Source organism: Billgrantia sp. C5P2, assembly GCF_051062895.2.
The window spans coordinates 1,137,054-1,161,424 of sequence record NZ_CM128542.1; the positions used below are offsets into that span (position 1 = coordinate 1,137,054).

Here is a 24,371-nt window from a genome sequence, read left to right on the forward strand (position 1 = left end):
TCGCCTCTTTTTTATTTGTGACGGCAAATGTCTGACATTTGCGGCGGCATTGTTCTATAGTCGCTGCACCACGTCATCATCAGGATCTTTCTCGGGAGGACTGCAATGACACTGGCTTCGCTGCCACGTCATCACGGCGGTGCCGATGGCCTGGCCAGATTGCTGGGTCAGGCGCTGTTGGCGGGTCACTGGCACCCCGGCGAGACGTTTCCCCGCGAACGCGACCTCTGCGAGCATTTCGAGGTCAGCCGCAACCAGGTGCGCAATGCCCTGGCGACTCTGGTTGCCCTCGGTCTGATCGAGCGCACAGCGGGGCGCGGCAGCGTGGTCTGCGAGATTGGCGAATGGCATCTGCTCGATCCGCTGGTCAGCACGTGGATGGCCGATATCGAAGCGCCCGATCCCCAGCTATTGCGCGAGATCTTCGCCTTTCGTTATTCGGCGGAACCGGCCGTCGCCCGCCTGGCTGCCCGCGCTGCCGAAGCGGAGGACCTCGAGCGCCTGGAAACGGCCTACCAGGGCATGCAGCATACCGCCGGCAGGCCGGAAGTCAGCGCGCAGCATGCGGAGCACGACGTGGCCTTTCACGACGCCATCTACCGCGCCAGCCACAACCTGGTGTGGCGCCAGATGGGCCATTTGCTGAGACCCTCGATCGTTGCCCTGATCCAGCGCTCCCAGGCCCATCTACCGCCTCAGCGAGACGGCCTGAAGGACAGCCTGGCGCGCCATGGTCGGCTGCTCGAGGCAATCCGTCACCGCGACGCGGACGCAGCCGAGGCGGCCGCCACCGATGTGCTGCGGCGTACCGCCGTCGACCTGGGCATCGTCGCCGGCGCAGAGACTGGATCCGTCCCGGCGTCGCTAGCCGAATTCCCTGTTCATGCCAAGGAGCGTTCCGAATGAAGATCACTCGACTCAAGACCTGGCAGGTACCGCCGCGCTGGCTGTTCCTCAAGATCGAGACCGACAGCGGCTGCTACGGCTGGGGCGAGCCGGTCATCGAAGGCCGCGCCGCCACGGTGGAGGCGGCGGTGCACGAGCTTGCCGATTACCTGGTCGGCCAGGACCCGCACCGCATCGAGCACCTGTGGAATACGCTCTACCGTGCCGGTTTCTATCGCGGCGGCCCCATCCTGATGAGCGCCATCGCCGGCATCGACCAGGCGCTGTGGGACCTCAAGGGGCGCGACCTGGGCGTGCCGGTGCATCAACTGCTGGGCGGCGCCGTGCGCGAGCGCATGCGCATGTACGCCTGGACCGGCGGCGATCGCCCCGGCGAGGTGGGGGCCGGGGCCCGGGCGCTGGTCGAACGTGGCTTCACCGCCTTCAAGATGAACGGTACCGCCGAGATGCAGATCGTCGACTCGCACCGCAAGGTCGACGAGGCGGTGGCGCGGGTGGCCGAGGCTCGCGAGGCGGTGGGCCCTGAGGTGGGCATCGGCATCGACTTCCACGGCCGGGTGCATCGCCCCATGGCCAAGGCGCTGTTGCGTGAACTGGAACCGTTCCATCCCATGTTCGTCGAGGAGCCGGTGGCCCCCGAGCATCTGCCGGCGCTCAAGCACATCGCCGGTGGCCTCGGCTATCCGCTGGCCACCGGCGAGCGGCTGCACACCCGCTTCGAGTTCCGCGACCTGCTCGCCGACGGCATGATCGACATCATTCAGCCCGACCTCTCCCATTGCGGCGGCATCAGCGAGGGGCTGAAGATCGCCGCCTTGGCTTCGGCCCACGACGTGGCCCTGGCGCCGCACTGCCCGCTCGGCCCGTTGACCCTGGCGGCCTCGCTGCAGCTGGATGCGGTGAGCCATAACGCCTTCATCCAGGAGCAGAGCATGGGCATTCACTACAACCAGGACAATGACGTGCTCGACTATCTGGTCGACAAGTCGGCGCTGGCCATCGAGGAGGGCTTCTGTGCCATTCCCCAAGGACCGGGACTCGGTGTGGAGATCGACGAGGCATTCGTCGAGGAGCGGGCCAAAGTGGGACACCGCTGGCGCAACCCGGTATGGAGCCATGAAGACGGCTCCATCGCCGAGTGGTGAGGAGAGTGGCCATGAGCGAGGAGGTGCGTAAGCGGCTGGCGTGGATCGCCGTGGACTGGGGCTCGAGCAACCTGCGCGCCTGGGCCGTGGACGGGCGCGGAGAGGTACTGTCTCGGGGCAGCAGTGACAAGGGCATGCTGGCTCTGGCAGCCGAGGGCTATGAGCCCGCGCTGCTCGAGACGATCGGTGACTGGTTGCCCGCTTCCGGCCGCGTGCCGGTGTGGGTCTGCGGCATGGCCGGTGCCCGCCAGGGCTGGCAGGAGGCGGCCTACCTGCCGGTGCCGGTGGGCCTGGGCGAGCTGGCGAAGGCCGCCGTGGCGCCTGTGGTTAACGAGCCGCGCCTGGACGTGCGCCTGCTGCCTGGGCTCTGCCAGCATGCCGACCCCGCAGGGCATGGTTTCGACGTGATGCGCGGCGAGGAGACTCAGTTGGCCGGCCTGGTGGCCCGGGAGCCGGGATTCTCGGGGATGGTCTGCCTGCCCGGCACTCACGCCAAGTGGGCCTGGCTGGAGGAGGGCGCGGTCATACGCTTCGCTACCCACCTGACCGGCGAACTCTATCGCCTGCTGGCGAGCCAGTCGGTGCTCAAGCACTCCGTGGCCGACGCCGAACTCGATGCGCCTGGCTGCCGCGACGCGTTCGTCGCCGCGGTGCGCGAGGCAAGTGCCGAGCCCGGGCGCTTCGGTCAGCAGCTATTCGGCCTGCGTGCCGCCGACCTGCTCGACGACGCGCTGCCCAGGGGGGTGGCGCGGCATGCCCGCCTGGGGGCTCGTCTCTCGGGGCTTACCATCGGCCTGGAACTCGCCGGCATGCGCCACGAGCTGTCCGGCGCAGCCGTCACCCTGATCGGCAGCCAAGCGCTGTGCTCACGCTACGCCCTGGCCTTGGAGGCGCTGGGTCACGACAGCCGACGCCTCGATGGCGAAGCGGCAGTGCTGGCCGGGCTGGGGCTGGCGCAGGCCGACCAACGACGTCTGCAAGGAGATGATTCATGACCCTGCCTTTGATCGGTATCTTACGTGGCGTTACTCCCGGCGAGGCGGTAGCGGTGGGCGAGGCGATACTCGCCGCCGGCATCACCACGCTCGAAGTGCCGCTCAACTCGCCCGAGCCGCTGGAGAGTATCCGTCGCCTGGTTGACGCCCTGGGGGATCGTGCGCTGGTAGGCGCCGGTACCGTGCTCGACCCGGGCCAGGTGCGGGAGGTGCATGCCGCCGGGGGGCGCCTGGTGGTGTCGCCCAACTGCCGCCCGACGGTGATCGAAGCCACGCGACGGCTCGGCATGCAGAGCTGGCCCGGCGTGCTGACCCCATCGGAGGCCTTCGACGCGCTTGAGGCCGGTGCCACCGGCCTCAAGCTGTTTCCCGCCGTCCAGGTGGGCATCGAGGGGATGAAGGCGCTACGCGCCGTGCTGCCGGGCGATACCCGACTCTATGCCGTGGGGGGCATCGGCGCCGACGACTTTGCCGCCTGGCGTGCTGGCGGTATCAGCGGTGCCGGCCTGGGAAGTGCCCTCTATCGCCCCGGGCAGGCACCCGAGCAGGTGGGCCGGCAGGCGCAGGCGCTGGTCGCGGCCTGGCAGGCTGCCGGTAGCAAGGCTGGGGCTTGAGGCATTGGCGTCACGCGGCGTTCAGCCGCGGGGCGGGTAGCGGGTGTCGCGCAGGCTATCCTTGATCTTCTTCAGGTGGGGCAGGAAATCCTCGCCGCGGCGCAGGGTGACGCCGGTGGCCAGTACGTCGATCAGGGTGAGTTGGATCATGCGTGAGGTCATCGGCATGTAGACGTCGGTGTCCTCCGGCGTGGGCACCTCGAGCGTCTCGGTGCACTCCGCGGCCAGCGGCGATCCGGGGGCGGTGATGCCCAGTACCACGGCACCGCTCTCGCGCGCCAGTTGGGCGATGTCGACCAGTTCCCGGGTGCGGCCGGTCCAGGAGATGACCACCACCACGTCACCGGTGTGGCAGGCCGAGGCGACCATGCGCTGCATCAGCACGTCGACGTAGGAAGTGACCGGCAGGTTGAAGCGAAAGAACTTGTGCTGCGCATCCTGGGCCACGGCACCGGAAGCCCCTAGGCCGAAGAAGTGGATCTGCTTGGCCTGGATCAGGTAGTCCACCATCCGCTCGATACGGGCCGGGTCGAGCGTGCGGCTGGCTTCGTCCAGGGCGGCGATGGTGGCGCCGAAGATCTTGCGCGTGTAATCCGCCGCCGCATCGCCAGGCTCCACCGACTGGCTGACATAGGGTGTGCCGCCGGCCAGGCTCTGGGCTAGCTTGATCTTGAAATCGGGATAGCCCTTGGCGTGGAAGTTACGGCAGAAGCGGTTGACCGTGGGTTCGCTGACCGACGCCGCCTGGGCCAGGCTGGCGATGCTCAGGCCGGTGGCCCGGGCCGGGTCGGCCAGGATGACGTCTGCTACCTTGCGCTCGGAGCGGTTGAGCTCTTCGAGGCGTTGCCGAATTCGTTGCAGCAGGTCGTGGGCCATGGTGGTTGAGACTCTCCTGAAATGATGATGTAGTGATTTAACAACATGATCGCCGGCTATCCTAGCGCGGAGTGTCGGTCGGGCGCGAATCCAGGTATAGGAAGAACCGATTCCGAGTGTAATATTACAAAAAATCGGTTGATGGCAGGTCGGTTTTTACGTATTTTTTGTGTAAATTAACCAGATGGGGGCGGACATGAATGCAACCAAGCGGTCAGAGGAAGAGAGTCGGCCGGTCATCGATCTCGCGCTGTTTGGTGCCTTGGGTGACCTGTCGCTGCGCAAACTCTATCCGGCGCTCTATCACCTCGACCGCGAGGGCCTGCTGCATGACGACACGCGTATCCTGGGGCTGGCCCGCCAGGAGCTGAAGTCCGATGCCTTTCGTCGGCAAATTGCCGACACCCTGCAGACCTACGTCAAGCCCGCGGAACTCGACCGCGAAGCCGTCAAGCGTTTCATCGCGCGTCTCGATTACCTGCAGCTCGATTTCGCCACCCCTGAAGGCTATCGCGGCATTACCGAGTGGCGTGAGGCCGTGCGCCATGACACCGTGGTCTGCCCCCTGGTCGTCTACCTGGCGGTGCCAGCGAGCCTGTACGGCGACATCTGCCGCAATCTACAGGCCGGTGAGTGCCTCGACGAGCTCTCCCGCGTGGTGGTCGAGAAGCCGATCGGCTACGACTTCGAGTCTTCCTGCGAGATCAACGACGCCATCGGCGAGGTGTTCCAGGAAGCCCAGGTCTATCGCATCGATCATTACCTGGGCAAGGAGACCGTCCAGAACCTGATTGCGCTGCGCTTCGCCAATCCCCTGTTCGGCACCCAGTGGAACCAGAACCACATCTCTCATGTGGAGATCACAGTCGCCGAGCAGGTCGGCATCGAAGGGCGCTGGGGCTATTTCGATCGCGCCGGCCAGTTGCGCGATATGGTGCAGAACCATTTGCTGCAGCTGGTCTGCCTGATCGCCATGGATCCGCCGGCCAACCTGGATGCCGACGCCATTCGCGACGAAAAGGTCAAGGTGCTCAAGGCGCTGCAGCCGTTCAGCGAAATCAAGCTCAACCGAGACGTGGTGCGCGGCCAGTACATCGCCGGCACCATCAAGGGCAAGGGCGTACCGGGCTATCTGGAGGAAGAGGGCGCCAACCGCGACAGCGACACCGAGACCTTCGTGGCCATAAAGACCGGCGTGTCGAACTGGCGCTGGGCCGGGGTGCCATTCTACCTGCGCACCGGCAAGCGGATGCCGGAGAAGCTGTCGCAGATCGTCATCCATTTTCGCCAGCAGCCGCACTATATCTTCGACCCCGACCAGCGCAACCTGGCGGCCAACAAGCTGATCATCCGCCTGCAGCCCGACGAGGGCATCGCCCTCGAGGTGCTGACCAAGGACAGCGGCCTGGACCGGGGCATGCGTCTGCGCCGCGGCCCGTTGCACCTGGATTTCGGCAGCGCCTTCCCCCAGACGCGAATACCCGATGCCTACGAGCGATTGCTGCTCGAGGTGATGAAAGGGCAGCAGTACCTTTTCGTGCGCCGCGACGAAGTGGAGCACGCCTGGCACTGGTGCGATAGCCTGATCGCCGCCTGGAAGGAAATGGGGGAGCCACCGCGGCGCTATCCGGCCGGCTCCTGGGGGCCGGTAGCCTCCATCGCCATGATCACCCAGGATGGGCGCAGCTGGTACGAGGACTACTGATATGACGCAAGCGAATGCCAGGCCGCGCGAGCAGCTCGCCGAGCAGCTCGCCGAAGCCACCAGCGAAGCGCTGCGCCAGGACTTGGCGCAGCAGGAGCGGGCCCTGCTGGTGCTTTCCGGCGGCTCGACGCCGGTGCCTTACTTTCAGGCCCTGTCTCGGCAGGAACTGCCCTGGGAGCGGGTCGACGTGACCCTGGCCGACGAGCGCTGGGTGAGCGAGTCGGACGAGGCGAGCAATGCGCGGCTGGTGCGCCACCACCTGCTGCAGGGCAAGGCGGCGGCGGCCAGCTTCGTCTCCCTGACCACCGCCGACGAAACCCCGGAGCAGGGTGTCGAGGCCGTCACCCGGCGCATCGAGGCACTGACCTGGCCCGCCAGTCTGGTGGTGCTGGGCATGGGCGGAGACGGCCACACCGCCTCACTGTTTCCCGATAGCCGCGAGCTGGAGCTGGGGCTGACCACCGACGCCCCGGTGCTGGCTGCGCGCACGCCCAGCCAGCCCCAGGCGCGCATCACCCTGAGCGCCGACCGGCTGCACCAGGCGCGACGTCACGTGCTGCACATTACCGGCGACGACAAGCGCAGCGTGCTGGCCCGGGCCATGTCCGGCGACGACTCGCGCGAGCTGCCGATCCGCGCCTTTCTTTCCTGCCCGCTGGCCGTTTACTGGGCCCCCTGAACTGGAGTCTGCTCATGACCATCGACAAACAGCTGCCGTCCACGCGTACCACTGAACTCGACAGCATCTGCCTCAAGGCCGAGGTTATCCCGGTGTTGGCCATCGAGCGGGTGGAAGACGCCGTGCCGCTGGGCCGCGCCCTGGTCGAGGGCGGGCTCACGGTGCTGGAAGTGACCCTGCGCACCGATTGCGCCCTCGAGGCGATACGTCGCCTGAAGGAAGCGCTGCCCCAGGCCAGCATCGGCGTGGGCACCGTACTGACCCCATCCCAGTATCGCCAGAGCGAACAGGTGGGGGCCGATTTCGTGGTGACCCCCGGCACCACCGAGGCGCTCTATCGCTACGGCGTGACCAGTCCCGTGCCGATGCTGCCCGGCGTGGCTACCGTGTCCGAGCTGATGACTGGCTGGCAATACGGCTATCGTCGCTTCAAGTTCTTCCCCGCCGAAGCCAGCGGCGGCGTCAAGGCGTTGAAGGCCTTCGCCGGCCCGATTCCCGAGGCGCGCTTCTGCCCCACCGGCGGCATCACTCTCGACAATGCCGAGGACTACCTGGCGCTGAAGAACGTGATGTGCGTGGGCGGCTCCTGGTTGACGCCGAAGTCCCTGGTCGACGCCGAGGACTGGACCGGCATTCGCCAGCTCGCCAAGGAGGCCGCTGAGCGTTTCCATCACTGAGTGTCGGTTTCGTAACGAATCTCGTTGTGCTCTCTCGACAGCCCGTTGCTGTCCTTGTGCCCGGCCTCTCGGCCGGGCTTTTTTTATCTGTCGGCCTGGGGCTGGTGCCGATGAAAAAAGCGCTGGTGCATGCCGCTCTTGTGCGGCATGCACCAGCGCTGGAACGCCTGCCAGGTAGGTATCAGGCGTTGGCGGCCACGGCCACCGGTGCCGCACCGCGCTTGATCGCGGCGTAGCCCAGGCCGGTGACCAGCGAGCCGACGACGATGGCGCCCAGGTAGAGCAGTACAGGGTTGATGGCGTTGGGTATCAGCAGCACGAAGATACCGCCGTGGGGGGCCATCAGCTGGGCGCCGACCAGCATGGAGAGGGCGCCGGTGGTTGCGCCGCCCAGCATGCAGGCCGGGATGACGCGCAGCGGGTCCTTGGCGGCGAAGGGGATGGCACCCTCACTGATGAAGCACAGTCCCAGCACGAACGACGCCTTGCCCGCTTCGCGTTCCGGTTCGGAGAACTTCTGGCGCGCGACGAAACTGGCGATACCCATGCCGATGGCCGGCACCATGCCGGCGGCCATGATCGCCGCCATCGGCGCGTAGGTCTGGGTTGAGAGCAGTCCGACACCGAAGGTATAGGCCGCCTTGTTGACCGGCCCACCCAGGTCGAAGCACATCATGGCGCCGAGCAGGATGCCCAGCAGCACGGCATTGGCCGAGCTCATGGCGGCAAGGAATTCGGTCAGGCCGGCGAGGATGGCCGCCACCGGCTCGCCGATGACATAGATCATGGTCAGCCCGGTGACGAGGCTTGCGATCAGCGGAATGAGCAGGATCGGCTTGAGCGACTCGACACTCTTCGGCAACTTGACGTGCCGGGTCACGGCCAGCGCCACGTAGCCGGCGAGGAAGCCGGCGAGAATGCCACCGATGAAGCCGGCGCCGATGTCCGCTGCCAGCATGCCGCCGATCATGCCCGGGGCAATGCCGGGTCGGTCGGCGATGGAGTAGGCGATGTAGCCGGCCAGTACCGGGATCATCAGGGCGAAAGCGGTGCCGCCGCCGATCTGCATCAGCGCCGCGGCCAGCGTACCCTCCTGTTCGAAGGCCTCGATGCCGAAGACGAAGGAGAGCGCGATGAGTAGGCCGCCGGCCACCACCATGGGCAGCATGAAGGAGACGCCGGTGAGCAGGTGCTTGTAGACACCCTTTTCCTTCAGGCTCTTGTTCGCCTCACTCCGGCGCGAGGCGCCGGCGGTGTCCTCGATCTCGGCCTCGGCCAGCGCCGCCTCGATGGTGGGGCGCGGCTTCTTGAGCGCGTTGCCGGTAGAGGTGCGGTAGATGCGCTTGCCGGCGAAGCGGGTCGGGTCGACCTCGATGTCGCAGGCCAGTATCACCACGTCGGCCGCGGCGATCTCCTCGTCGGTCAGCTTGTCCTGGGCCCCCACCGAGCCCTGGGTCTCGACGCGAATCGCATGGCCCAGGCTCTTGCCGGCCTCGCTCAGCGCCTCGGCGGCCATGAAGGTGTGGGCAACGCCGGTGGGGCAGGCGGTCACGGCGACGATGCGACTGCCGCTGACGGATGCCTGCTTGGCAATCGGCGCCGCGCTCATAGCGGGTGGTGTATATTCGCCGGCTTCACGCTGGGCGCGGGCGAGGAAGGCCTGGGGGTCGGGCAGTGCCTCGCCGATGGCGGCCTGGAACAGGTGCTTGCCGCGGAAGCGCTCGGCAGCAGGGACGTGGTCGGCGGCGACCACGATCAGCTCGGCTTCGGCAATGGCCTGGGCCGAGACGGGTTCGACGGCCTCGAGCTGACTGTGCATCTCGACGCTGGGTTGCCAGCCGAGGCGTCGGGCGGCCTGCTCGAGGCGGCGAGCGGCGAGAAAGGTGGTGGCCATGCCGCTGGGGCAGGCGGTGACGATGATCACGTTCATGCAAGGGCTCCCCCTGCGTCCACGTCGTTGAGGCGACGCACGCGGGTCTGTTGTTGGATGTGAGCGAAATCGTCGGCTCGGGCGTTGCCCACCCCGACGTGGCGAACCGATTCGGCGGAAAGCGCGGTGGCCAGACGCAGCGCCTGTTCCGGCGGGTGGCCCGCCAGCACGCCATGCAGCAGGGCGGCGAGCAGTGTATCGCCGGCACCCACGGTGCTGGTCACTGAAAGCCGTGGCGGCACGGCTTGCCAGGCGCCGCGATGGCTGACCCACAGCACACCGGCGGGGCCGGCGGAAACCACGGCCTCCTCGATGCCGGCAGCATACAGGCGCAGCGCCGCGGCCAGCCGTGACTCGGAGGTGTCCAGGGCGTTGCCGGCCCAGGCCGCGAGTTCCTGCTCGTTGGGCTTGACCGCGGTGGGGCGGGCATCGATGGCCTGGGCGAGGGCGTCACCGCTGGTATCTACCCAGACCGGCAGCCCGGCCTCTCGCAACCGGGCGGTCAGCTCGGCAAGATTGCCTGGCGTTACGCCCGGCGGTAGGCTGCCGGCGATCACTACGGCATCGGGGCGTCGCCGGGAATCGCCAATACGCGTGTCGAGTCCGTCGAGCAGCCGCTGCCAGGCCGTGGCATCGATTGCCGTGCCGGGGCCATTGATGTCGGTGACGCGGCCATCGGCCTCGGCGAGCTTGGCATTGATACGGGTCTCGCCGGGTACGCGCAGGAAGGCATCCTCCACTGCCATGGCCTCGAAGGCGCGCAGGAAGGGGCCGTCGTTGTCGGCGCCGAGAAATCCCGACACCGTCACGTCGTGTCCGAGGTCGGCCAACACCCGGGCCACGTTGACCCCTTTGCCGGCCGCCGTCAGGTGGGTCTCGCGGGTACGGTTGACCCTGCCCGGCACCAGCCGCTCCAGGCTTACGGAGAGATCCAGCGCCGGGTTGAGAGTGAGGGTGAGCACGCGGGCCATCAGCGCACCTCCAGGGCGTCGCGGACCGCTTCGCTGGTCGCCTGGCCAAGGGCCAGCTCGGCCTGGGCACGAGCCTCGGCCAGGTCGAACTCACGCAGCCTTGCCTTGACCAGCGGCACCTGCCGAGCGCTGACCGATAGCTCGTCGACGCCGAGGCCGACCAGCACCGGCACGGCCAGGGCATCGCTTGCCAGCTCGCCGCAAACCCCGACCCACTTGCCGTGGGCATGGGCCGCGGCCACGGTCATCTCGATCAGGCGCAGCACTGCCGGATGCAGCCCGTCGGCCTGGGCCGAGAGGGCGGGATGGTCGCGGTCGATGGCCAGGGTGTACTGGGTCAGGTCGTTGGTGCCCACCGAGAAGAAGTCGACCTCGGCGGCCAGCGTCGGGGCCAGCAGCGCCGCCGAGGGTACTTCGATCATCACGCCGAGCTGCACGTCCTTGGCGCGCTCGGCTTCGGGGATCTCTACCAGCAGTCGCTCGAAGATGGTCCGTGCCATGCGGAATTCACCCACGTCCTTGACCATCGGCAGCATGATGCGCAGCGGCCTTGGCGTTCCCTCCGCGTCGGGGGCCGCGGCCATCAGCAGCGCACGCAGTTGGGTCTCGAGTACCTCGGGGCGGGTCAGCGTCAGGCGAATGCCGCGCAGTCCGAGGAAGGGATTGTCTTCCTTCGGTACCGGCCAGTAGGGCAGCGGCTTGTCGCCGCCCACGTCGAGGGTGCGGGCCACCAACGGGCGGCCACCCAGGGCGTCGAGGGCCTCACGATACTCGGCGATCTGGGTGTCGAGGTCCGGCTCCTGGGCGTGGGCCATGAACAGGAATTCGGTGCGCAGCAGGCCGATACCCTCGGCGCCGCGTTCCACGGCGTCGGCGGCGTGGGCGGTATTGCCCAGGTTGGCGGCCACTTCCACGCGGTGCCCGTCACGGGTGTGCGCCTCCTCGAAGCGTGACTCCCAAGCCTCGGCTTCGCGGCGCTGGTGCTCGGCCAGGCGCTGCTCGGCAGCGGCGCGACGTTCAGTGGAAGGTGCCGGGATCACTCGGCCGCGCTCGCCGTCGAGGATCAGCTCACAGCCGTTGGCAAGGGTCAGCACCCGCTCGCCGGCGCCCACCACGGCGGGGATGCCCAGCGCCCGGGCGAGTATCGCGCTGTGGGCCGTGGCGCCGCCACGGGCGGTGAGCAGGCCGCGTACCCGGCGGGTGTCCAGGCGCGCCACGTCGGAGGGACCGATGTCGTCGGTCACCAGGATATAGGGCGTCTCCGGCGGCTCGGGCAGGCTCACCTGGCACAGGATGCCGAGCACGCGGCGGCCGACATCGCGCAGATCGGCGGCACGCTCGGCGAGCAGGCGGTCGGCGAGCATCTCCTGGGCATGGGCGGCGGTCTCGATGGCCTCCCACCAGGCGGCCTCGGCGGAACGACCCTCGTGGATGCCCTCGCGGGCCGCCTCGAACAGCTCGGGGTCTCGCAGCATCTCCTCGTGCATGGAGAGGATCTGGGCCACTTCGCCGCCGCGGGCTTCGCGTTCCAGCGCCTCGAGCTGGGCCACACCCTCGGCCATGGCGTCTTGCAGACGCCGCTGCTGCTCGCCCGGATCGGCGGCGCGCTCGGGATAGTCGAAGCGTGGGGTCTGAAGCACGAAAACCGGGGCGATGGCGAGCCCCGGCGACGCGGCTACCCCAAGGTGGGGCGCATCGTCGGGCAGCGGTTCGGCGGGCGTGGCGTCGGCCTGCGGCACGATACGCTCGCGGCTCTCGTCGAACGGCAGGACCTGTTCGCCGAGGCCATCGGTCACGGCCCGGCACACGGCGTCGAGCGCCGCCTGGGCGCTGTCGCCCTCGGCGGAGAAGGACAATTGCTGGCCGCGCCGGGCGCCGAGGTTGATCACCTTGGTCAAGCTGGTGGCGGATACCGCGGCACCGCCGCCTTCGGCCAGGCGCACCTGAATGGGGATGCCTTGCTGACGGACTACCTGTACCAGATGCTTGGCCGGACGGGCGTGCAGGCCGTGGGCATTGAGTACCCGGGCTAGCCGGGTATGGGCCGCGGCGGATTCGCCGGCCAGCCGCGCCAGCACCGTGGCAGCATCGGCATTGGACAGCTCGGCGGCGGCACCGCTGTCGAGCAGTGTCAGGATTCGCTCCAGCAGGCCGCGGTGGGTATCTCCCTGGGCGGCCAGGCAGAAGACGCCTTTTACCTCTTCGCCTTCGCTTTCCAGCTGCGCATCGGGTGTCGCCAGGGCCAGCGCGGGTGCCTCAACGCCCTGCTCACTCGCGGCCAGCCATAGCCCTTGGCCAAGCTGGATCAGCTCGCGCCCGGCGACATCGGCAATGAAGTTGCTGCCTACGCAGTCGAGCTGGCGCAGCCGGGCGGCACCGGCCAGGGCCAGCTCGCGCGCATCGCGAGCGGGAAAGCCGAGGCACAGGGTATCGGCATCCAGGCGAGCCTCCACCACCGTCTTCGACAGCAGGGTGGCCACTGCCGACGCCGAACGTGCGGCGGCCAGGCGTTCACCGACGCTGTCGTCATCCAGTACGTGGGTGAGCTGGCGCAGGATGTCGAGGTGCTCATCGCTCTGGGCGGCGATGCTGACCAGCACGTGGACGCGCTGGGCGTCATGCCACTCGACCCCGGCCGGGAACTGCAGCACGCGTACGCCGGTCTGGCGCACGTATTCGCGGCTCTCGGGCGTGCCGTGGGGGATGGCGATGGCATTGCCCAGATAGGTGGAGGACTGGGTCTCGCGCTGGAACAGGCCGTCGCGGTAGGCGGGAGCGGTCAGCCCTGCCTGGTGCAGCAACTCGGCGGCTTGCTCCAGTGCGTCGCGCCAGTCGGCTGCCTGGCAGTCGAGGCGGATGTCCTCGGGGCGTAGCGTGAGCATGTGAAATCTCCTGGGTGCGCGGAAGGTGACGTACAGCGCGGATTCAACCCTTAGTTGAGAGACTGTATTGCTGAATCGTGTCACCTTTCATCTTTTACATGCTGGATCGATTCATATGGTTTCGCAAGACGCTATTTCTTAGACTTTCGCAGGGGGCGGGGCAGGTCGCGTGTGACGTAGAATCGGCTCTGACACACAGAGGAATCTCATGACACTCGCTGAAATAGCCCGACTGGCCGGGGTCTCGCGTACCACCGCCAGCTACGTCATCAACGGCAAGGCCGCCGAACGACGCATCAGCCAGGACACCGTCGACAAGGTGATGGCAGTGGTACGCGAGCATCGTTACCGGGTCGATGCCCAGGCCGCGGGGCTGCGGCGCGGCTCGAGCCGCACGCTGGGGCTGATCGTGCCCGACCTGGAGAACGTCAGCTACGCGCGCCTGGCCAAGCGGTTGGAGCGTGGCGCTCGCGAGAGGGGGTACCAACTGCTGATCGTCGGTTCCGACGACCAGCCGGATACCGAGCGCGACCTGGCGCTGTCGCTGCGTGCCCAGCGCTGCGAGGTGCTGATTACCGCCAGCTGCCTGCCTATGAACGACCCTTTCTATGGCGAACTGCTGCAGGGCGGCCTGCCGGTGGTGGCGGTCGACCGCGGCTTCGACCCGGGGCGTTTTGCCAGCATAGTGAGCAACGACTGCGAGGCCGCCGAACAACTGACCCGCTCGCTGCTCGACGATTCGGTAAAGCGTATCGCCTGGCTGGATGCTGTGCCGACGCTCTCCATCAGCCGTGAGCGGCGGGGTGGTTTCCAGCAGGCGTTGGCGGGACACGGCGCCGAAGCGCTGGTCTATGGCGCCGAGCGCTACGATCGGGCGGATGGCGCCCAGTTGATGCGGGAACTGCTCGACCGCCACGGCTTGCCAGATGCCGTGGTCACGGCCTCGTATACCCTGCTCGACGGGGTCTTCGACGTGCTGCTGGAAGAGGGCGGTTTGCCGCAGACGCTGCGCATGGCGACCTTCGGCGACAGCCGGCTGCTCGACTTCCTGCCGCTGCCGGTCAACTCGGCGGTACAGGATCACGATCGCATGGCGTCGATGGCACTGGCCTGTGCCCTGGCGGCCTCGCAGGGCGATTACCGCGTGGGGCAGCAGGTCGTGCCACGAACCCTGAGGCGCCGGCTGCCGGCCAGGCTCACATCGTGAATTGCCTAGCCTCGCAGCCGGGCCAGGTCATCGTGGCTTGGCAGGGCAGCATAGGCGCCAGGCCGGGTCACGGCATGAGCGCCGCAGTTGGCGGCGGTACTCAGGGCGCGCTGCAGGAAGGCGTCATCCTGGTGCCAGCTCTCCTCGATGCCGTGTTCGGCCAGTTCGGCGAGCAGCCCTCCGATGAAGGCATCGCCACCGGCGGTGGTATCCACTGCTTCGACCGTAGGCGGCGTATGACGGAGCTCCTTGCCCACTCCCACGGCGCGTACCTCGCCGGGGCCATCCGTGATCACCAATAGCTTGACGCCGGCGGCGAGACGCTCGGCCAGCCAGGCATCGGCCGGGTGGTCGGCGCGCAGATAGTCGAGCTCGTCTGTCGACAGCTTGACCAGGCCGGCGCGGTCGATCAATTGGGTGACCAGGGCGATGTCGGCGTTGCTACCGGCCCAGAGATTGTGGCGCAGATTGGCATCGACACTGACCAGGCAACCGGCGCGGCCGGCCATCTCGGCCATGGCCAGGGTGGTGTCGGCGATCTCGGGTTCGGTGAGGCTGTTGCTGCAGAAGTGAACGATGGCGGGCTCGGCAAATACCCCGGCTGGCAGGTGCTCGAGGCGATAGAGCAGGTCGGCGGCGGGTGGGCGGTAAAAATCGAAGGTACGCTCGCCATCGGCATCGCGCGAGACGAAGGCCAGCGCCGTGCGCGCCTCGTCGGTGCGCACCACACCGGAGAGGTCGACACCGTGGGCGGCCAGCTCCGTGGCGAGGAAGTCGCCGAAGTGATCCGCGCCTAGCATGCCGAGGAAGCGGCTGGGCACGCCCAGGCGCGCGCAGGCCACCGCCACGTTGGCCGGTGCACCGCCGGCGTAGGGGGTGAAGGTTTCCGGGGCGCTGCCGGCCTGCTCGCCGAGCCGGCTGGAGAGCATGTCGACCAGGGCTTCACCGAAGGCGATCACGGATATCATGGGGGATCCTCAGTTGTCGTGGTGCATCCGTTCAGGCCACTTCGTGGCCACGGGCTGTCTCGAGCAGGGCGTACCAGGTGGCACGGTCGAGCGTTGCCTCGGCATCGGCTCGCAGGGCGGCGATGCGCTCGGCGCGCAGGCTGCCGATCACTGGGCGCGGCCGGCCCGGCAGGGCACGCAGCCACGCCAGCGCCAACCCGGCCGGGGTCATGCCGCGCTCCTCGGCGAGTCGGGCCAGCAGCCGTGCGGCCGGCCCCTGGAATACTCGCCCACCGCCCAACGGCGACCACGCGAGAGGCGTCAGGCCGTCCTCGAGCAGAGCATCGAAAGTGCCGTCGAACAGAGGTTGGGTGCGGTCCAGTGAGAGCTGCAGCTGATGCGCTGACAGACGGTGATGCATGGCCGCCTGCAGGCGCCGCCATTGGGCGGGCAGGAAATTGGAGACCCCGGCGGCGGCGATCTTGCCGGCATCGATGGCGTCGTCCAGTGCTCGGCCGGTGGCTTCGGCGTCCATCAGTGGGCTGGGGCGATGCAGCAGGAAATGGTCGAGACGCTCGACGCCGAGACGGGTCAGAGAGGCCTCGATGCTCCGGACGAGGTATTCCGGCGAGCTGTCGTAGTGCTTGACGCGAAACGGCGAGGCGTCCCGCTCGGGCGTGACGATGCTGGCCTTGGTGACCGTCCGGATTCGTGCAGCGAGCCCGGGGCGGGCGCGTAGGGCATCGCCGAACAGCGCCTCCCCACGTGTGTCGCCGTAGATGTCGGCGTGGTCGAACCAAGTGAGCCCCTCGTCGAGGCGCGCCTCGATCCAGTCGGCCAGGCGGGCGGGCGGGTGCAGCTCGGCCACTTCGTGCAGGCGCATCATGCCCAGCAGGAAGGGCGTCTCGAGCGATGTGGCGCCGCTCATCGTGCTTCTGCCTCGCAGGTCAGGGTGGTCCCCAGCAGGTGCTGGGCGCCGGGCACCAGCCACACCGGGTCGAGGCGGGTGTTGGCCGACTCTACACATAGGAAACAACGCGCGGCGGTGGGTGAAGTGTCGTCGGGCAGTGCCTCGCCCGGTTGCCACACCACCGCCGAGTCGCTGCCCTGGCGGGCGACGCGCAGGCGTCGGTGGCCGTCATCGAGGACCACCTCGGCATTGCTGTGGTAGATCCGGTCGAGCCCCCCGCGCACGGCCAGCTCGCCCTGCTGCTCACGCTCGGCGAAGCCGGCCAGCTTATCCAGGTAGCGCGCGCCGGCCAGTCCTTCGACACGGCAGGCGAAGCTGTCGGTCACGGCCAGATAGCTGTGCAGGGCACCGCTTAGCTTGATTGGCGTTTCACCTACGTGCTCGGTGATCAGCTCCACGTGGAGGCGCTGGGCATTGGCCTGGATCACGGTGCGGGGGGTCAACTGGCTGTGCAGGCGTTCGCTGGGCGAGAGGTGCAGTTCGACGCCACCCTCGTGTTCGTCGACCGCTTCCAATTGCCACTGCGCCTTGCGCGCCGGGCCATGCATGGGGCCGGAACGATCGGGGCTCTCGTCGGCGCCGCGTTCGTCGGCGAACCATGGCCAGCACAATGGAATGCCGCCGCGAATGGCGCCGGGCAGCGCCTGGGGCGTCGGCGTGACCCATAGCCAGCCGCCGGGCACTAGCGCCTCTTCCCCCTCGCCCATGGCTTCGGGCGCACTGGCACGCTCGTCTTCGGACCCGTTAGTACGCGCGGCGCCGGGCGCGTTAGGGAGCGAGCCCTCGGCATGCGCGGGGGTGGGCGCAGGTACTGGCGTGGCTTCGGACGCCGGTAGAAAGTGAAGCACCTGGGCGCCCTGCAGCGATACGGCAAGCTCCCCCCAGGGTTCGCGTGCCAGCCACACGCGGCGGCCGGCCCATTCGCACTCACGCTGGCCGTCGGTCTCGTCGAGCAGGGCTCGCAGGCTTTGCGGAATCATTCGCTCTCCTTAATCCTTGCTTCACTTCATTCCACTTCTTCGTTGCGCAGGGCCTCGGCGGCGCCCAACAGTCCCGGCCAGGCGGCAGTGACCACTTGTACCGGGATGGCGCGAGTGTAATCGCTCATGCGGCCCTTGGCGGTGAAGGCTTCCACGAAGCGGCTCTGGGGCAGCCAGTCCAGCAGCCGCGGCAGGATGCCGCCACATAGATAGACCCCGCCCCGCGCCCCCATGGTCAGTGCCGCATCGCCGCAGACGTCACCGAGGATCTTGAGAAACCGCAGCAGGGTATCACGCGCAATACCGTCGCCACCCGTGGCGGCGGCGGTGACCTCGGCCGGCATCTTGCAGCTGGGATTGACGCCCTTCAGCGAACAATGGGCGATATAGAGATCGAGCAGTCCCTGGCCGCACAGGATGCGTTCCACCGAGACCCGGCCGTAGCGGTTGCGGAAGTGGCGCAGCAGGTTCTGTTCGCGCTCGTCGGTCGGGGCGAAGGTGACGTGGCCGCCCTCGGCCGAGAGCGGAATCCAGGCTCTACGGCCCGGAAAGATGCCGCCCACTCCAAGGCCTGTGCCGGGGCCTATTACCAGGCAGGCGGCGTGTTCGCGCGCAACGCCCGGCTTGATCTCGACCAGCTCGTCGTGTGCGAGGTGCGGTACGCCCAGGGCCTGGGCGGTAAAGTCGTTGATGACCTTCAGCCGATCGAGAGCGAGCGCCGCTTGTGCTTCGCGGCGAGAAAACGACCAGTGGTTGTTGGTCATCGTCACCCGGTCGTCGCCGATGGGGCAGGCGAAGGCCAGGCACGCCTCGCGCGGTGCCGAGTCGGCATCCAGCCCGACCCGTGCCAGGTAGTCGCGCACCGCCTCGACCAGGCCGGGATAGTCGGCGCAGGGTAGCGCCAGGATGTCGTGGGGCTCGAACTCGCCGGGAGTGACCAGGGCGAAACGGGCATTGGTGCCCCCGATGTCGCCGATCAGGGCCGGTCGCGTCATTGATCCTCCTGCTCGATCTTCTCCAGTTCCCGCGACAGGACCTCGGCCTCGAAGCCGCCGAACACACCGGCTCCCAGTTCGGCGCTGGCGGCCAGATGGCGGAAGCTGCCGAACAGCTCACGGCCCAGGCCGAAGTGGTAGCGCTCCAGGTTGGGTTCGATGCAGCTGCGACTGGCGAACTCGGAGGCATCGACCAGAGCGGTCAGCTCACCGCGCTCGGCGTCCAGGCGTATCACGTCGCCGTCGCGCAGTCGTGCCAGCGGGCCGCGGTCGACGGCTTCAGGCGTGACGTGGATCGCGGCGGGTACCTTGCCCGAGGCGCCGGACATGCGCCCGTCGGTAACCAAGGCCACTTTGTAGCCGCGATCCTGCAGCACGCCGAGGAAAGGTGTCAGCTTGTGCAGTTCGGGCATGCCGTTGGCCTTGGGCCCCTGGAAGCGCACCACCACCACCACATCGCGGTCAAGGTCGCCGGACTCGAAGGCGGCCTTGACCTGGTTCTGGTCGTCGAAGATGCGCACCGGGGCCTCGACGATCCGATTGGCCTGCTTGACTGCCGAGACCTTGATCACGCCGCGGCCGAGGTTGCCGTCGAGGACCACCAGACCGCCAGTGGGGGCGAAGGGGTCGGCGACCGGGCGCAGTACGTCGCGGTCGAGGCTCTCCGTCGGCCCTTCGCGCCACACCAGCTTGCCGTCATCGAGGAACGGCTCCTGGGTATAGGCGGTGAGGTCGGTACCGAACACGGTGGGGATGTCGCCATGCAGCAGTCCGGCGTCGAGCAGCTCGCGGATCAGCAGGCTCATGCCGCCGGCAGCCTGGAAGTGATTCACGTCGGCACTGCCGTTGGGATAGATCCGCGTCATGCTCGGCACCACCGCCGAGAGCGCGGTGAAATCGTCCCAATCGATGGTGATGCCCGCGGCCGCGGCCATCGCCACCAGATGCAGGGTGTGATTGGTCGAGCCGCCGGAGGCAAGCAGGCCGATCATGGCATTGACGATCGCGCGCTCGTCGATCTGTTTGTAGAAGGGGCGGTAATTGCCGCTCTGCTCGGTATTGCGGACCGCCTGCTCGGCGGCGTAGCGGGTCAGCGCCTCGCGCAGCGGGGTGCCCGGGTTGACGAAGGAGGCGCCGGGCAGATGCAGCCCCATCATCTCCATCATCAGCTGATTGGAGTTGGCGGTGCCGTAGAAGGTGCAGGTGCCGGGGCTGTGATAGGAGCGCGACTCGGCTTCGAGCAGTTCCTCACGTCCCGCCTTGCCTTCGGCGTAGAGCTGACGCACGCGGGCCTTTTCGTCGTTGGGCAGGCCGCTGGGCATCGGGCCGCCGGGAACGAACAGCGCCGGCAGGTGGCCGAAGCGCGCCGCGCCGATGAACAGCCCCGGCACGATCTTGTCGCAGATGCCCAGGTAGAGGGCGGCATCGAACATGTTGTGGGAGAGCGCCACGGCAGTGGCCATGGCGATCACGTCACGCGAGAACAGCGACAGCTCCATGCCGGGCATGCCCTGGGTGACGCCATCGCACATGGCCGGCACGCCGCCGGCGAACTGGGCGGTGCTGCCCATGCCGCGGGCGGCCTGCTTGATGATCTCGGGGTAGCTCTCGAAGGGGCGGTGGGCCGAGAGCATGTCGTTATATGACGAAACGATAGCCAGGTTGGCGCTGTTGGTCAGCTTGAGGCGATCCTTGTCGCCGGCATGGTCACAGCCGGCAAAGCCGTGGGCCAGGTTGCCGCAGGAGAGTTCGCCGCGGTGCACGCCCTGCTTGTGCTGGGCCGCCATGTGCGCTTCGTAGAGCTTACGGCGTCCATGTGAACGTTCGCGAATGCGGTCGGTCACCTGCTCGACGGTGGGGTTTAGTGCGGTGGGGCGAGCCATGAGAGCACCTCGCGTCGTTGGAAGAATGTAAATTTACACAATTGTCTCCCATCGCATGGCAAATTTGAAGGCGCCTGGCCGAAAGTATGTAGTTATATTACGGCGATGGAAAAGGATCGGTGGGTCTGGGCACAATGTAGGCCGTCGTCGGCCGGTTGTCAGCCGACGCTTCGGTTACCTTCCCGACAGGAATGCCATGTCCGAGCTGATTCTCAAGCGGCTGCCTGCCATCGAGGCGGTGGCGGCGACGCAATGGAATGCCCTGGTCGGCGATGATCACCCATTCCTGCGCCATGAGTTCCTCCATGCGCTGGAGGCGAGCGGGGCGGTAAGCCGGTCGACCGGCTGGGTGCCGAACCATTTGACGCTGTGGCGTGGTGAAACCCTGGTGGGTGTCATGCCGCACTATCGCAAGTTCCACTCCTACGGCGAGTATGTATTCGACTGGAGCTGGGCCGATGCCTGGGAGGGGGCCGGCGGCCGCTACTACCCCAAGGGGCTCACGGCGATCCCCTTTTCCCCAGTGCCCGGCCCGCGGTTGGCGCTGGCCCCTGATGTCGACCCACTGGCGGCACGCGACGTGCTGGCCGAGGCGTGGGAGGACAGCACGCTGTCGAGCTGGCATCTGCTGTTTGCCGAAGACGCAGAGGTCGAGGCCTGGCTCGCGGCGCGGCCAGACCTGCTGGTGCGCCACGGCGTGCAGTTCCAGTGGAACGACCACGGCTACGGTGACTTCGAGGGCTTTCTCTCCGCCTTGACGGCGAAACGACGCAAGACGATCCGTCGGGAGCGCCGGAGGGTGGCCGAGCAGGGCTTGAGTCTGCATCGTCTGGCGGGCGAGGCGATCGGCGTGAGCGACCTCGAGCATTTCTTCCGCTGCTATGAAATCACCTACCTCGAACGCGGCCGCCATGGCTACCTCAATCTCGACTTCTTCCAGCGGCTGCGCCGCACCATGCCTGAAGCACTGCTGCTGATCCAGGCACGCCTCGATGGTCAGCCAGTCGCCGCTGCGCTCTGCCTGCAGGGCAGTCGCACACTCTACGGGCGCTACTGGGGCAGCGAGGTGCTGGCCGACTGCCTGCACTTCGAGGCGTGCTACTACCAGGGTATCGAGCACTGCCTGGCCCACGATCTGACCTGCTTCGATCCCGGCACCCAGGGTGAGCACAAGCTCACGCGTGGCTTCGCACCCAGGCGCCTGCGTTCGCTGCACTATATTGCCGATCCAGGGCTGCGCGATGCCCTGGATCGCTTCTGCGCCGAGGAGCGTCGTCACGTCGAGGCGTATCGCCGGGCTGCCGAGCGGGCCTTGCCCTTCAGGATGTGAGGCGTTCAGGGCGTGAGCCGGACCGGCGATGATGGCATAATGCCGGCCATTCAGAATCATGAGGACGTCAGCCGATGCTCAAGTGGCTTGCCATCGCCCTGCTCCTGCTGCTGGCGCTGCTGCAGTATCGCCTGTGGCTCGGCGCCGGCGGCATCGAAGAGCTGCGCGAGATTCGCGAGCGCGTAGCCGTTCTCGACGCCGCCAACAAGCCGCTGCGCGACCGCAACGAACGGCTGGCCGCCGAGGTGGTGGATCTCAAGACAGGGCTCGATGCCATCGAGGAGCGGGCGCGCAGCGATATCGGCATGGTGCGTACCGACGAGCAGTTCTACTGGGTGCCCGGCGTGGCGACCGAGGGTGGTGCGTCGGGCGTTCGCGCGGGAAACTCGAATGAATGAACGCCTGTGGCTGGTGGTGCCTGCAGCAGGCCGTGGACGGCGCATGGGCGCCGCGCTACCCAAGCAGTACCTGATGCTGGCCGGCCGGCCGGTGCTGGCGCACACGCTGGCACGGCTGCACCGGGCTTTTCCCGAGGCGCGGCTGTGCCTTTGTCTCGACCCGGACGATGCCCACTTCGACCCGGCCTGGGTGCCGTTCGCCCAGTGGGGGCGGAGCCCCGGCGGGGCAGAGCGCGCCGATTCGGTGCGACAGGCGCTGGCGTCCTTCGCCGACGAGGCGGAGGACGACGACTGGGTACTGGTCCACGACGTGGCGCGCCCCTGCGTGAGAGTCGATGATCTTACTCATCTTTACGCTGCCCTGAGGCAGGACCCGGTGGGCGGGCTGTTGGCGACTCCCGCGGCCGATACCATGAAGCGAGACGATGGCCAGGGGCGCGTGGCTCGTACTGAGGCACGCGTCGGATTGTGGCAGGCGCAAACCCCCCAGGGCTTTCGCTATGGCCTGTTGCGACGGGCACTGGGCGAGGCTGCCGCGAGCGGGCTCGAGATCACCGACGAGGCGTCGGCAGTGGAGGCCATGGGCCTCGCACCGCAACTGGTGCCCGGGCGGCGCGACAACATCAAGATCACTCATCCGGAGGACCTGGCGCTGGCAGGCCATATCCTGGCTGCACAGCGGGATGAACTCCTGTCAGGCCCCGGGCACGTGCACGAGGAGGCTCCCTGAATGCTGCGTATCGGCCACGGCTTCGACGTTCACCGTTTCGGCGACGGCGACCATCTGGTGATCGGTGGCGTTACCATCCCCTTCGGTCACGGTTTCGTCGCCCATTCCGACGGTGACGTCCTGCTGCACGCCATCAGCGATGCGCTGCTCGGTGCTTGCGCCCTGGGGGACATCGGCCGTCACTTTCCCGATACCGACCCGGCCTGGGCCGGTGCCGACAGTCGCGTCCTGCTGCGCCATGTGCTGACGCTGGTGCGTGAGGCGGGCTACCGGGTCGGTAACGTCGACGCCACGGTGATCGCCCAGGCGCCGAGGCTGGCGCCTCATGTCGCTGCCATGTGCAGCCATATCGCCGAAGATCTCGACCTTCCCCTGGATGGGGTCAACGTCAAGGCCACCACCAGCGAGCGGCTGGGCTTCACCGGCCGCGGCGAGGGCATTGCCGCCGAGGCCGTGGTACTGCTGACACGGGCGGGGGGCGCGGCGTGAGCGAGCCTTTCCGGCCGGACGACTGGCCCCGCGCCACCGAGGCCGAGTTCGGCTCCCCGCGTGCCGGGGAGTTCCGTGCCACACCCGAGGATTTCGTGGTCGAGGAGATCCTCGGCTTCGCCCCCGAGGGGCAGGGAGAACACCTCTGGCTGTGGATCGAGAAGCGGGGGCTCACCACCCTGGAGGCGGTGCGTCACCTGGCGCGGGCCTGCGGAGTGCCGGTGCGGGCGGTGGGCTACTCGGGCATGAAGGATCGCATCGCCGTGACCCGGCAGTGGCTCTCGGTACATTTGCCGGGGCAGCAGGCGCCGGACGACCTGGCCGAGCAACTGGCCGGCTGCGGCGTGCGGGTGCTCGAGCAGGTGCGTCATCCGCGCAAGCTCAAGCGTGGCGTGCACCGGGCCAATCGCTTCTCGCTGCGCATCTCGGGAGAGGCGACAAGCGATGACCTCGAGGCGCGCTGGGCCTGGCTGTGCCGCCATGGCGTGCCCAATCTGTTCGGTCCCCAGCGTTTCGGACCCGGAGGGCGCAATCTGGCCCGTGCGCGAGCTGTGCTGGCGCGTGGCTGGCGCAAGCGCGACGATCGCGAGGGCATGCTGCTTTCCGCCGCACGCAGCTATCTGTTCAACGAGCTGGTGACCATGCGCCTGACGGATGGCAACTGGCAGCGGCTGGTGCCGGGAGACGTGGCGATACTCGACGGCACCGCGAGCCAATTTACGGTCGAAACGCCCGATGCCGAGCTGGACGCGCGTGCCGACAGGCTCGACCTGCACCCTTCCGGCGTGCTGTGGGGGGTGGGCGCCTCGCTCGCCGCGGGCGAGGCCATGCACTATGAGCGCGCCATCGTTGAGCGCAATACAGAGCTTTGCCAAGGCCTCGAGCGGGCCGGCGTGAAGATGGCGCGGCGGCCCTTGCGCATGCGCCTGGACCAGCCGCGGCTCGCGATAGAAGAAAACATGGCGCGGCTCGACTTTCGTCTCCCTCGTGGCAGCTTCGCCACGGCGGTGCTGCGCGAACTCATCGAACATCCCACCTTGACGCTACCGGCAGAGGGCTAAC

General features: G+C 67.8%; 22 protein-coding genes. 13 read left to right on the forward strand and 9 right to left on the reverse strand.

Translation table 11 applies throughout. The features are described 5' to 3' along the window. Positions 1–105: 105 nt before the first annotated feature. Genes ACRWQA_RS05320 through ACRWQA_RS05335 form a run of 4 tightly spaced genes read left to right on the forward strand, consistent with a single transcriptional unit; the run spans position 106 to position 3,660 of the window. On the forward strand, positions 106–906 hold the full coding sequence (locus tag ACRWQA_RS05320; protein ID WP_434230515.1) for a FadR/GntR family transcriptional regulator: 801 nt from the start codon (positions 106–108) through the stop codon (positions 904–906). Further along, positions 903–2,051 carry a galactonate dehydratase gene (gene dgoD, locus ACRWQA_RS05325; RefSeq protein ID WP_434230518.1) on the forward strand — a complete coding sequence of 383 codons (1,149 nt, stop codon included), beginning with the start codon at positions 903–905 and terminating at the stop codon, positions 2,049–2,051. The genes ACRWQA_RS05320 and dgoD overlap by 4 nt, the downstream gene beginning before the upstream one ends. A gap of 11 nt (positions 2,052–2,062) precedes the next feature. Further along, positions 2,063–3,046 (forward strand): 2-dehydro-3-deoxygalactonokinase, encoded by a 984-nt coding sequence (locus ACRWQA_RS05330; protein WP_434230520.1) that lies wholly within the window; start codon positions 2,063–2,065, stop codon positions 3,044–3,046. Beyond that, positions 3,043–3,660 (forward strand): 2-dehydro-3-deoxy-6-phosphogalactonate aldolase, encoded by a 618-nt coding sequence (locus ACRWQA_RS05335; RefSeq protein WP_263580839.1) that lies wholly within the window; start codon positions 3,043–3,045, stop codon positions 3,658–3,660. Before ACRWQA_RS05330 ends, ACRWQA_RS05335 begins: the two co-directional genes overlap by 4 nt. 21 nt (positions 3,661–3,681) lie before the next feature. Here ACRWQA_RS05335 and ACRWQA_RS05340 read toward each other — a convergent pair whose 3' ends face one another. Continuing rightward, complete coding sequence (locus ACRWQA_RS05340) at positions 3,682–4,536, reverse strand: MurR/RpiR family transcriptional regulator (protein ID WP_263580838.1); 855 nt, start codon at positions 4,534–4,536, stop codon at positions 3,682–3,684. Positions 4,537–4,732: 196 nt separating this feature from the next. Here ACRWQA_RS05340 and zwf point away from each other — a divergent pair, with 196 nt between their 5' ends. From zwf to ACRWQA_RS05355, 3 genes are read left to right on the forward strand one after another with little or no spacing between them, the layout of a single operon-like run. Further along, a complete protein-coding gene (zwf, locus tag ACRWQA_RS05345) occupies positions 4,733–6,241 on the forward strand; it encodes a glucose-6-phosphate dehydrogenase (RefSeq protein WP_434230525.1) in 1,509 nt (502 codons plus the stop codon). Position 6,242: 1 nt separating this feature from the next. Further along, a complete protein-coding gene (gene pgl / locus ACRWQA_RS05350) occupies positions 6,243–6,920 on the forward strand; it encodes a 6-phosphogluconolactonase (RefSeq protein WP_263580836.1) in 678 nt (225 codons plus the stop codon). Between the two features lie 14 nt (positions 6,921–6,934). Continuing rightward, positions 6,935–7,597 carry a bifunctional 4-hydroxy-2-oxoglutarate aldolase/2-dehydro-3-deoxy-phosphogluconate aldolase gene (locus ACRWQA_RS05355; RefSeq protein WP_263580835.1) on the forward strand — a complete coding sequence of 221 codons (663 nt, stop codon included), beginning with the start codon at positions 6,935–6,937 and terminating at the stop codon, positions 7,595–7,597. Positions 7,598–7,778: 181 nt separating this feature from the next. Here the strand turns inward: ACRWQA_RS05355 and ACRWQA_RS05360 are convergent, their stop codons facing one another. From ACRWQA_RS05360 to ptsP, 3 genes are read right to left on the reverse strand one after another with little or no spacing between them, the layout of a single operon-like run. After that, positions 7,779–9,527, reverse strand: a complete 1,749-nt coding sequence (locus ACRWQA_RS05360; RefSeq protein ID WP_434230527.1) for a PTS fructose-like transporter subunit IIB — start codon at positions 9,525–9,527, stop codon at positions 7,779–7,781. Then, positions 9,524–10,498: a 1-phosphofructokinase gene (gene pfkB / locus ACRWQA_RS05365; protein WP_434230530.1), complete on the reverse strand. Its 975-nt coding sequence runs from the start codon at positions 10,496–10,498 to the stop codon at positions 9,524–9,526. The genes ACRWQA_RS05360 and pfkB overlap by 4 nt, the downstream gene beginning before the upstream one ends. Beyond that, positions 10,498–13,380, reverse strand: coding sequence for a phosphoenolpyruvate--protein phosphotransferase (gene ptsP / locus ACRWQA_RS05370; protein ID WP_434230532.1), 2,883 nt, complete (start codon positions 13,378–13,380; stop codon positions 10,498–10,500). The genes pfkB and ptsP overlap by 1 nt, the downstream gene beginning before the upstream one ends. Positions 13,381–13,588: 208 nt before the next feature. On the opposite strand from ptsP, the gene cra reads away from it, so the two are divergent. Next, positions 13,589–14,587 carry a catabolite repressor/activator gene (gene cra, locus ACRWQA_RS05375; RefSeq protein ID WP_434230535.1) on the forward strand — a complete coding sequence of 333 codons (999 nt, stop codon included), beginning with the start codon at positions 13,589–13,591 and terminating at the stop codon, positions 14,585–14,587. 5 nt (positions 14,588–14,592) lie between these two features. Here the strand turns inward: cra and ACRWQA_RS05380 are convergent, their stop codons facing one another. Genes ACRWQA_RS05380 through edd form a run of 5 tightly spaced genes read right to left on the reverse strand, consistent with a single transcriptional unit; the run spans position 14,593 to position 20,362 of the window. Beyond that, positions 14,593–15,555 carry a carbohydrate kinase family protein gene (locus ACRWQA_RS05380; protein ID WP_434230537.1) on the reverse strand — a complete coding sequence of 321 codons (963 nt, stop codon included), beginning with the start codon at positions 15,553–15,555 and terminating at the stop codon, positions 14,593–14,595. Between the two features lie 31 nt (positions 15,556–15,586). Continuing rightward, positions 15,587–16,462: an aldo/keto reductase gene (locus ACRWQA_RS05385; RefSeq protein WP_434230540.1), complete on the reverse strand. Its 876-nt coding sequence runs from the start codon at positions 16,460–16,462 to the stop codon at positions 15,587–15,589. Further along, on the reverse strand, positions 16,459–17,484 hold the full coding sequence (locus ACRWQA_RS05390) for an aldose epimerase family protein (RefSeq protein WP_434230548.1): 1,026 nt from the start codon (positions 17,482–17,484) through the stop codon (positions 16,459–16,461). The genes ACRWQA_RS05385 and ACRWQA_RS05390 overlap by 4 nt, the downstream gene beginning before the upstream one ends. 26 nt (positions 17,485–17,510) lie before the next feature. Next, positions 17,511–18,479 carry a glucokinase gene (gene glk, locus ACRWQA_RS05395; RefSeq protein WP_434228831.1) on the reverse strand — a complete coding sequence of 323 codons (969 nt, stop codon included), beginning with the start codon at positions 18,477–18,479 and terminating at the stop codon, positions 17,511–17,513. Beyond that, complete coding sequence (gene edd / locus ACRWQA_RS05400; RefSeq protein WP_263580827.1) at positions 18,476–20,362, reverse strand: phosphogluconate dehydratase; 1,887 nt, start codon at positions 20,360–20,362, stop codon at positions 18,476–18,478. Before edd ends, glk begins: the two co-directional genes overlap by 4 nt. Before the next feature lie 196 nt (positions 20,363–20,558). On the opposite strand from edd, the gene ACRWQA_RS05405 reads away from it, so the two are divergent. The 5 genes from ACRWQA_RS05405 to truD all read left to right on the forward strand — a co-directional run bounded on the left by ACRWQA_RS05405 (position 20,559) and on the right by truD (position 24,370). Then, positions 20,559–21,692, forward strand: coding sequence for a GNAT family N-acetyltransferase (locus ACRWQA_RS05405; protein ID WP_434228829.1), 1,134 nt, complete (start codon positions 20,559–20,561; stop codon positions 21,690–21,692). A 74-nt stretch (positions 21,693–21,766) separates the two neighbouring features. Beyond that, on the forward strand, positions 21,767–22,090 hold the full coding sequence (gene ftsB, locus ACRWQA_RS05410; protein ID WP_434228827.1) for a cell division protein FtsB: 324 nt from the start codon (positions 21,767–21,769) through the stop codon (positions 22,088–22,090). After that, on the forward strand, positions 22,083–22,820 hold the full coding sequence (ispD, locus tag ACRWQA_RS05415) for a 2-C-methyl-D-erythritol 4-phosphate cytidylyltransferase (RefSeq protein ID WP_434228826.1): 738 nt from the start codon (positions 22,083–22,085) through the stop codon (positions 22,818–22,820). Before ftsB ends, ispD begins: the two co-directional genes overlap by 8 nt. Continuing rightward, entirely contained in the window at positions 22,821–23,309 is a 489-nt protein-coding gene (gene ispF, locus ACRWQA_RS05420; RefSeq protein WP_263580823.1) for a 2-C-methyl-D-erythritol 2,4-cyclodiphosphate synthase, read from the forward strand. Continuing rightward, positions 23,306–24,370 (forward strand): tRNA pseudouridine(13) synthase TruD, encoded by a 1,065-nt coding sequence (gene truD / locus ACRWQA_RS05425; protein WP_434228824.1) that lies wholly within the window; start codon positions 23,306–23,308, stop codon positions 24,368–24,370. The genes ispF and truD overlap by 4 nt, the downstream gene beginning before the upstream one ends. Position 24,371: the final 1 nt, after the last annotated feature.

Bases quoted from the DNA above. Each gene is read 5' to 3' on its own strand.
- ispD (WP_434228826.1), top strand. From the start codon at position 22,083: ATGAATGAACGCCTGTGGCTGGTGGTGCCTGCAGCAGGCCGTGGACGG.
- pfkB (WP_434230530.1), bottom strand. From the start codon at position 10,498: ATGGCCCGCGTGCTCACCCTCACTCTCAACCCGGCGCTGGATCTCTCC.
- ACRWQA_RS05405 (WP_434228829.1), top strand. From the start codon at position 20,559: ATGTCCGAGCTGATTCTCAAGCGGCTGCCTGCCATCGAGGCGGTGGCG.
- ptsP (WP_434230532.1), bottom strand. From the start codon at position 13,380: ATGCTCACGCTACGCCCCGAGGACATCCGCCTCGACTGCCAGGCAGCC.
- pgl (WP_263580836.1), top strand. From the start codon at position 6,243: ATGACGCAAGCGAATGCCAGGCCGCGCGAGCAGCTCGCCGAGCAGCTC.
- ACRWQA_RS05380 (WP_434230537.1), bottom strand. From the start codon at position 15,555: ATGATATCCGTGATCGCCTTCGGTGAAGCCCTGGTCGACATGCTCTCC.
- ACRWQA_RS05335 (WP_263580839.1), top strand. From the start codon at position 3,043: ATGACCCTGCCTTTGATCGGTATCTTACGTGGCGTTACTCCCGGCGAG.
- ACRWQA_RS05360 (WP_434230527.1), bottom strand. From the start codon at position 9,527: ATGAACGTGATCATCGTCACCGCCTGCCCCAGCGGCATGGCCACCACC.
- ACRWQA_RS05320 (WP_434230515.1), top strand. From the start codon at position 106: ATGACACTGGCTTCGCTGCCACGTCATCACGGCGGTGCCGATGGCCTG.
- ACRWQA_RS05385 (WP_434230540.1), bottom strand. From the start codon at position 16,462: ATGAGCGGCGCCACATCGCTCGAGACGCCCTTCCTGCTGGGCATGATG.
- ACRWQA_RS05390 (WP_434230548.1), bottom strand. From the start codon at position 17,484: ATGATTCCGCAAAGCCTGCGAGCCCTGCTCGACGAGACCGACGGCCAG.
- dgoD (WP_434230518.1), top strand. From the start codon at position 903: ATGAAGATCACTCGACTCAAGACCTGGCAGGTACCGCCGCGCTGGCTG.
- glk (WP_434228831.1), bottom strand. From the start codon at position 18,479: ATGACGCGACCGGCCCTGATCGGCGACATCGGGGGCACCAATGCCCGT.
- ACRWQA_RS05340 (WP_263580838.1), bottom strand. From the start codon at position 4,536: ATGGCCCACGACCTGCTGCAACGAATTCGGCAACGCCTCGAAGAGCTC.
- ftsB (WP_434228827.1), top strand. From the start codon at position 21,767: ATGCTCAAGTGGCTTGCCATCGCCCTGCTCCTGCTGCTGGCGCTGCTG.
- ispF (WP_263580823.1), top strand. From the start codon at position 22,821: ATGCTGCGTATCGGCCACGGCTTCGACGTTCACCGTTTCGGCGACGGC.
- ACRWQA_RS05355 (WP_263580835.1), top strand. From the start codon at position 6,935: ATGACCATCGACAAACAGCTGCCGTCCACGCGTACCACTGAACTCGAC.
- cra (WP_434230535.1), top strand. From the start codon at position 13,589: ATGACACTCGCTGAAATAGCCCGACTGGCCGGGGTCTCGCGTACCACC.
- edd (WP_263580827.1), bottom strand. From the start codon at position 20,362: ATGGCTCGCCCCACCGCACTAAACCCCACCGTCGAGCAGGTGACCGAC.
- ACRWQA_RS05330 (WP_434230520.1), top strand. From the start codon at position 2,063: ATGAGCGAGGAGGTGCGTAAGCGGCTGGCGTGGATCGCCGTGGACTGG.
- zwf (WP_434230525.1), top strand. From the start codon at position 4,733: ATGAATGCAACCAAGCGGTCAGAGGAAGAGAGTCGGCCGGTCATCGAT.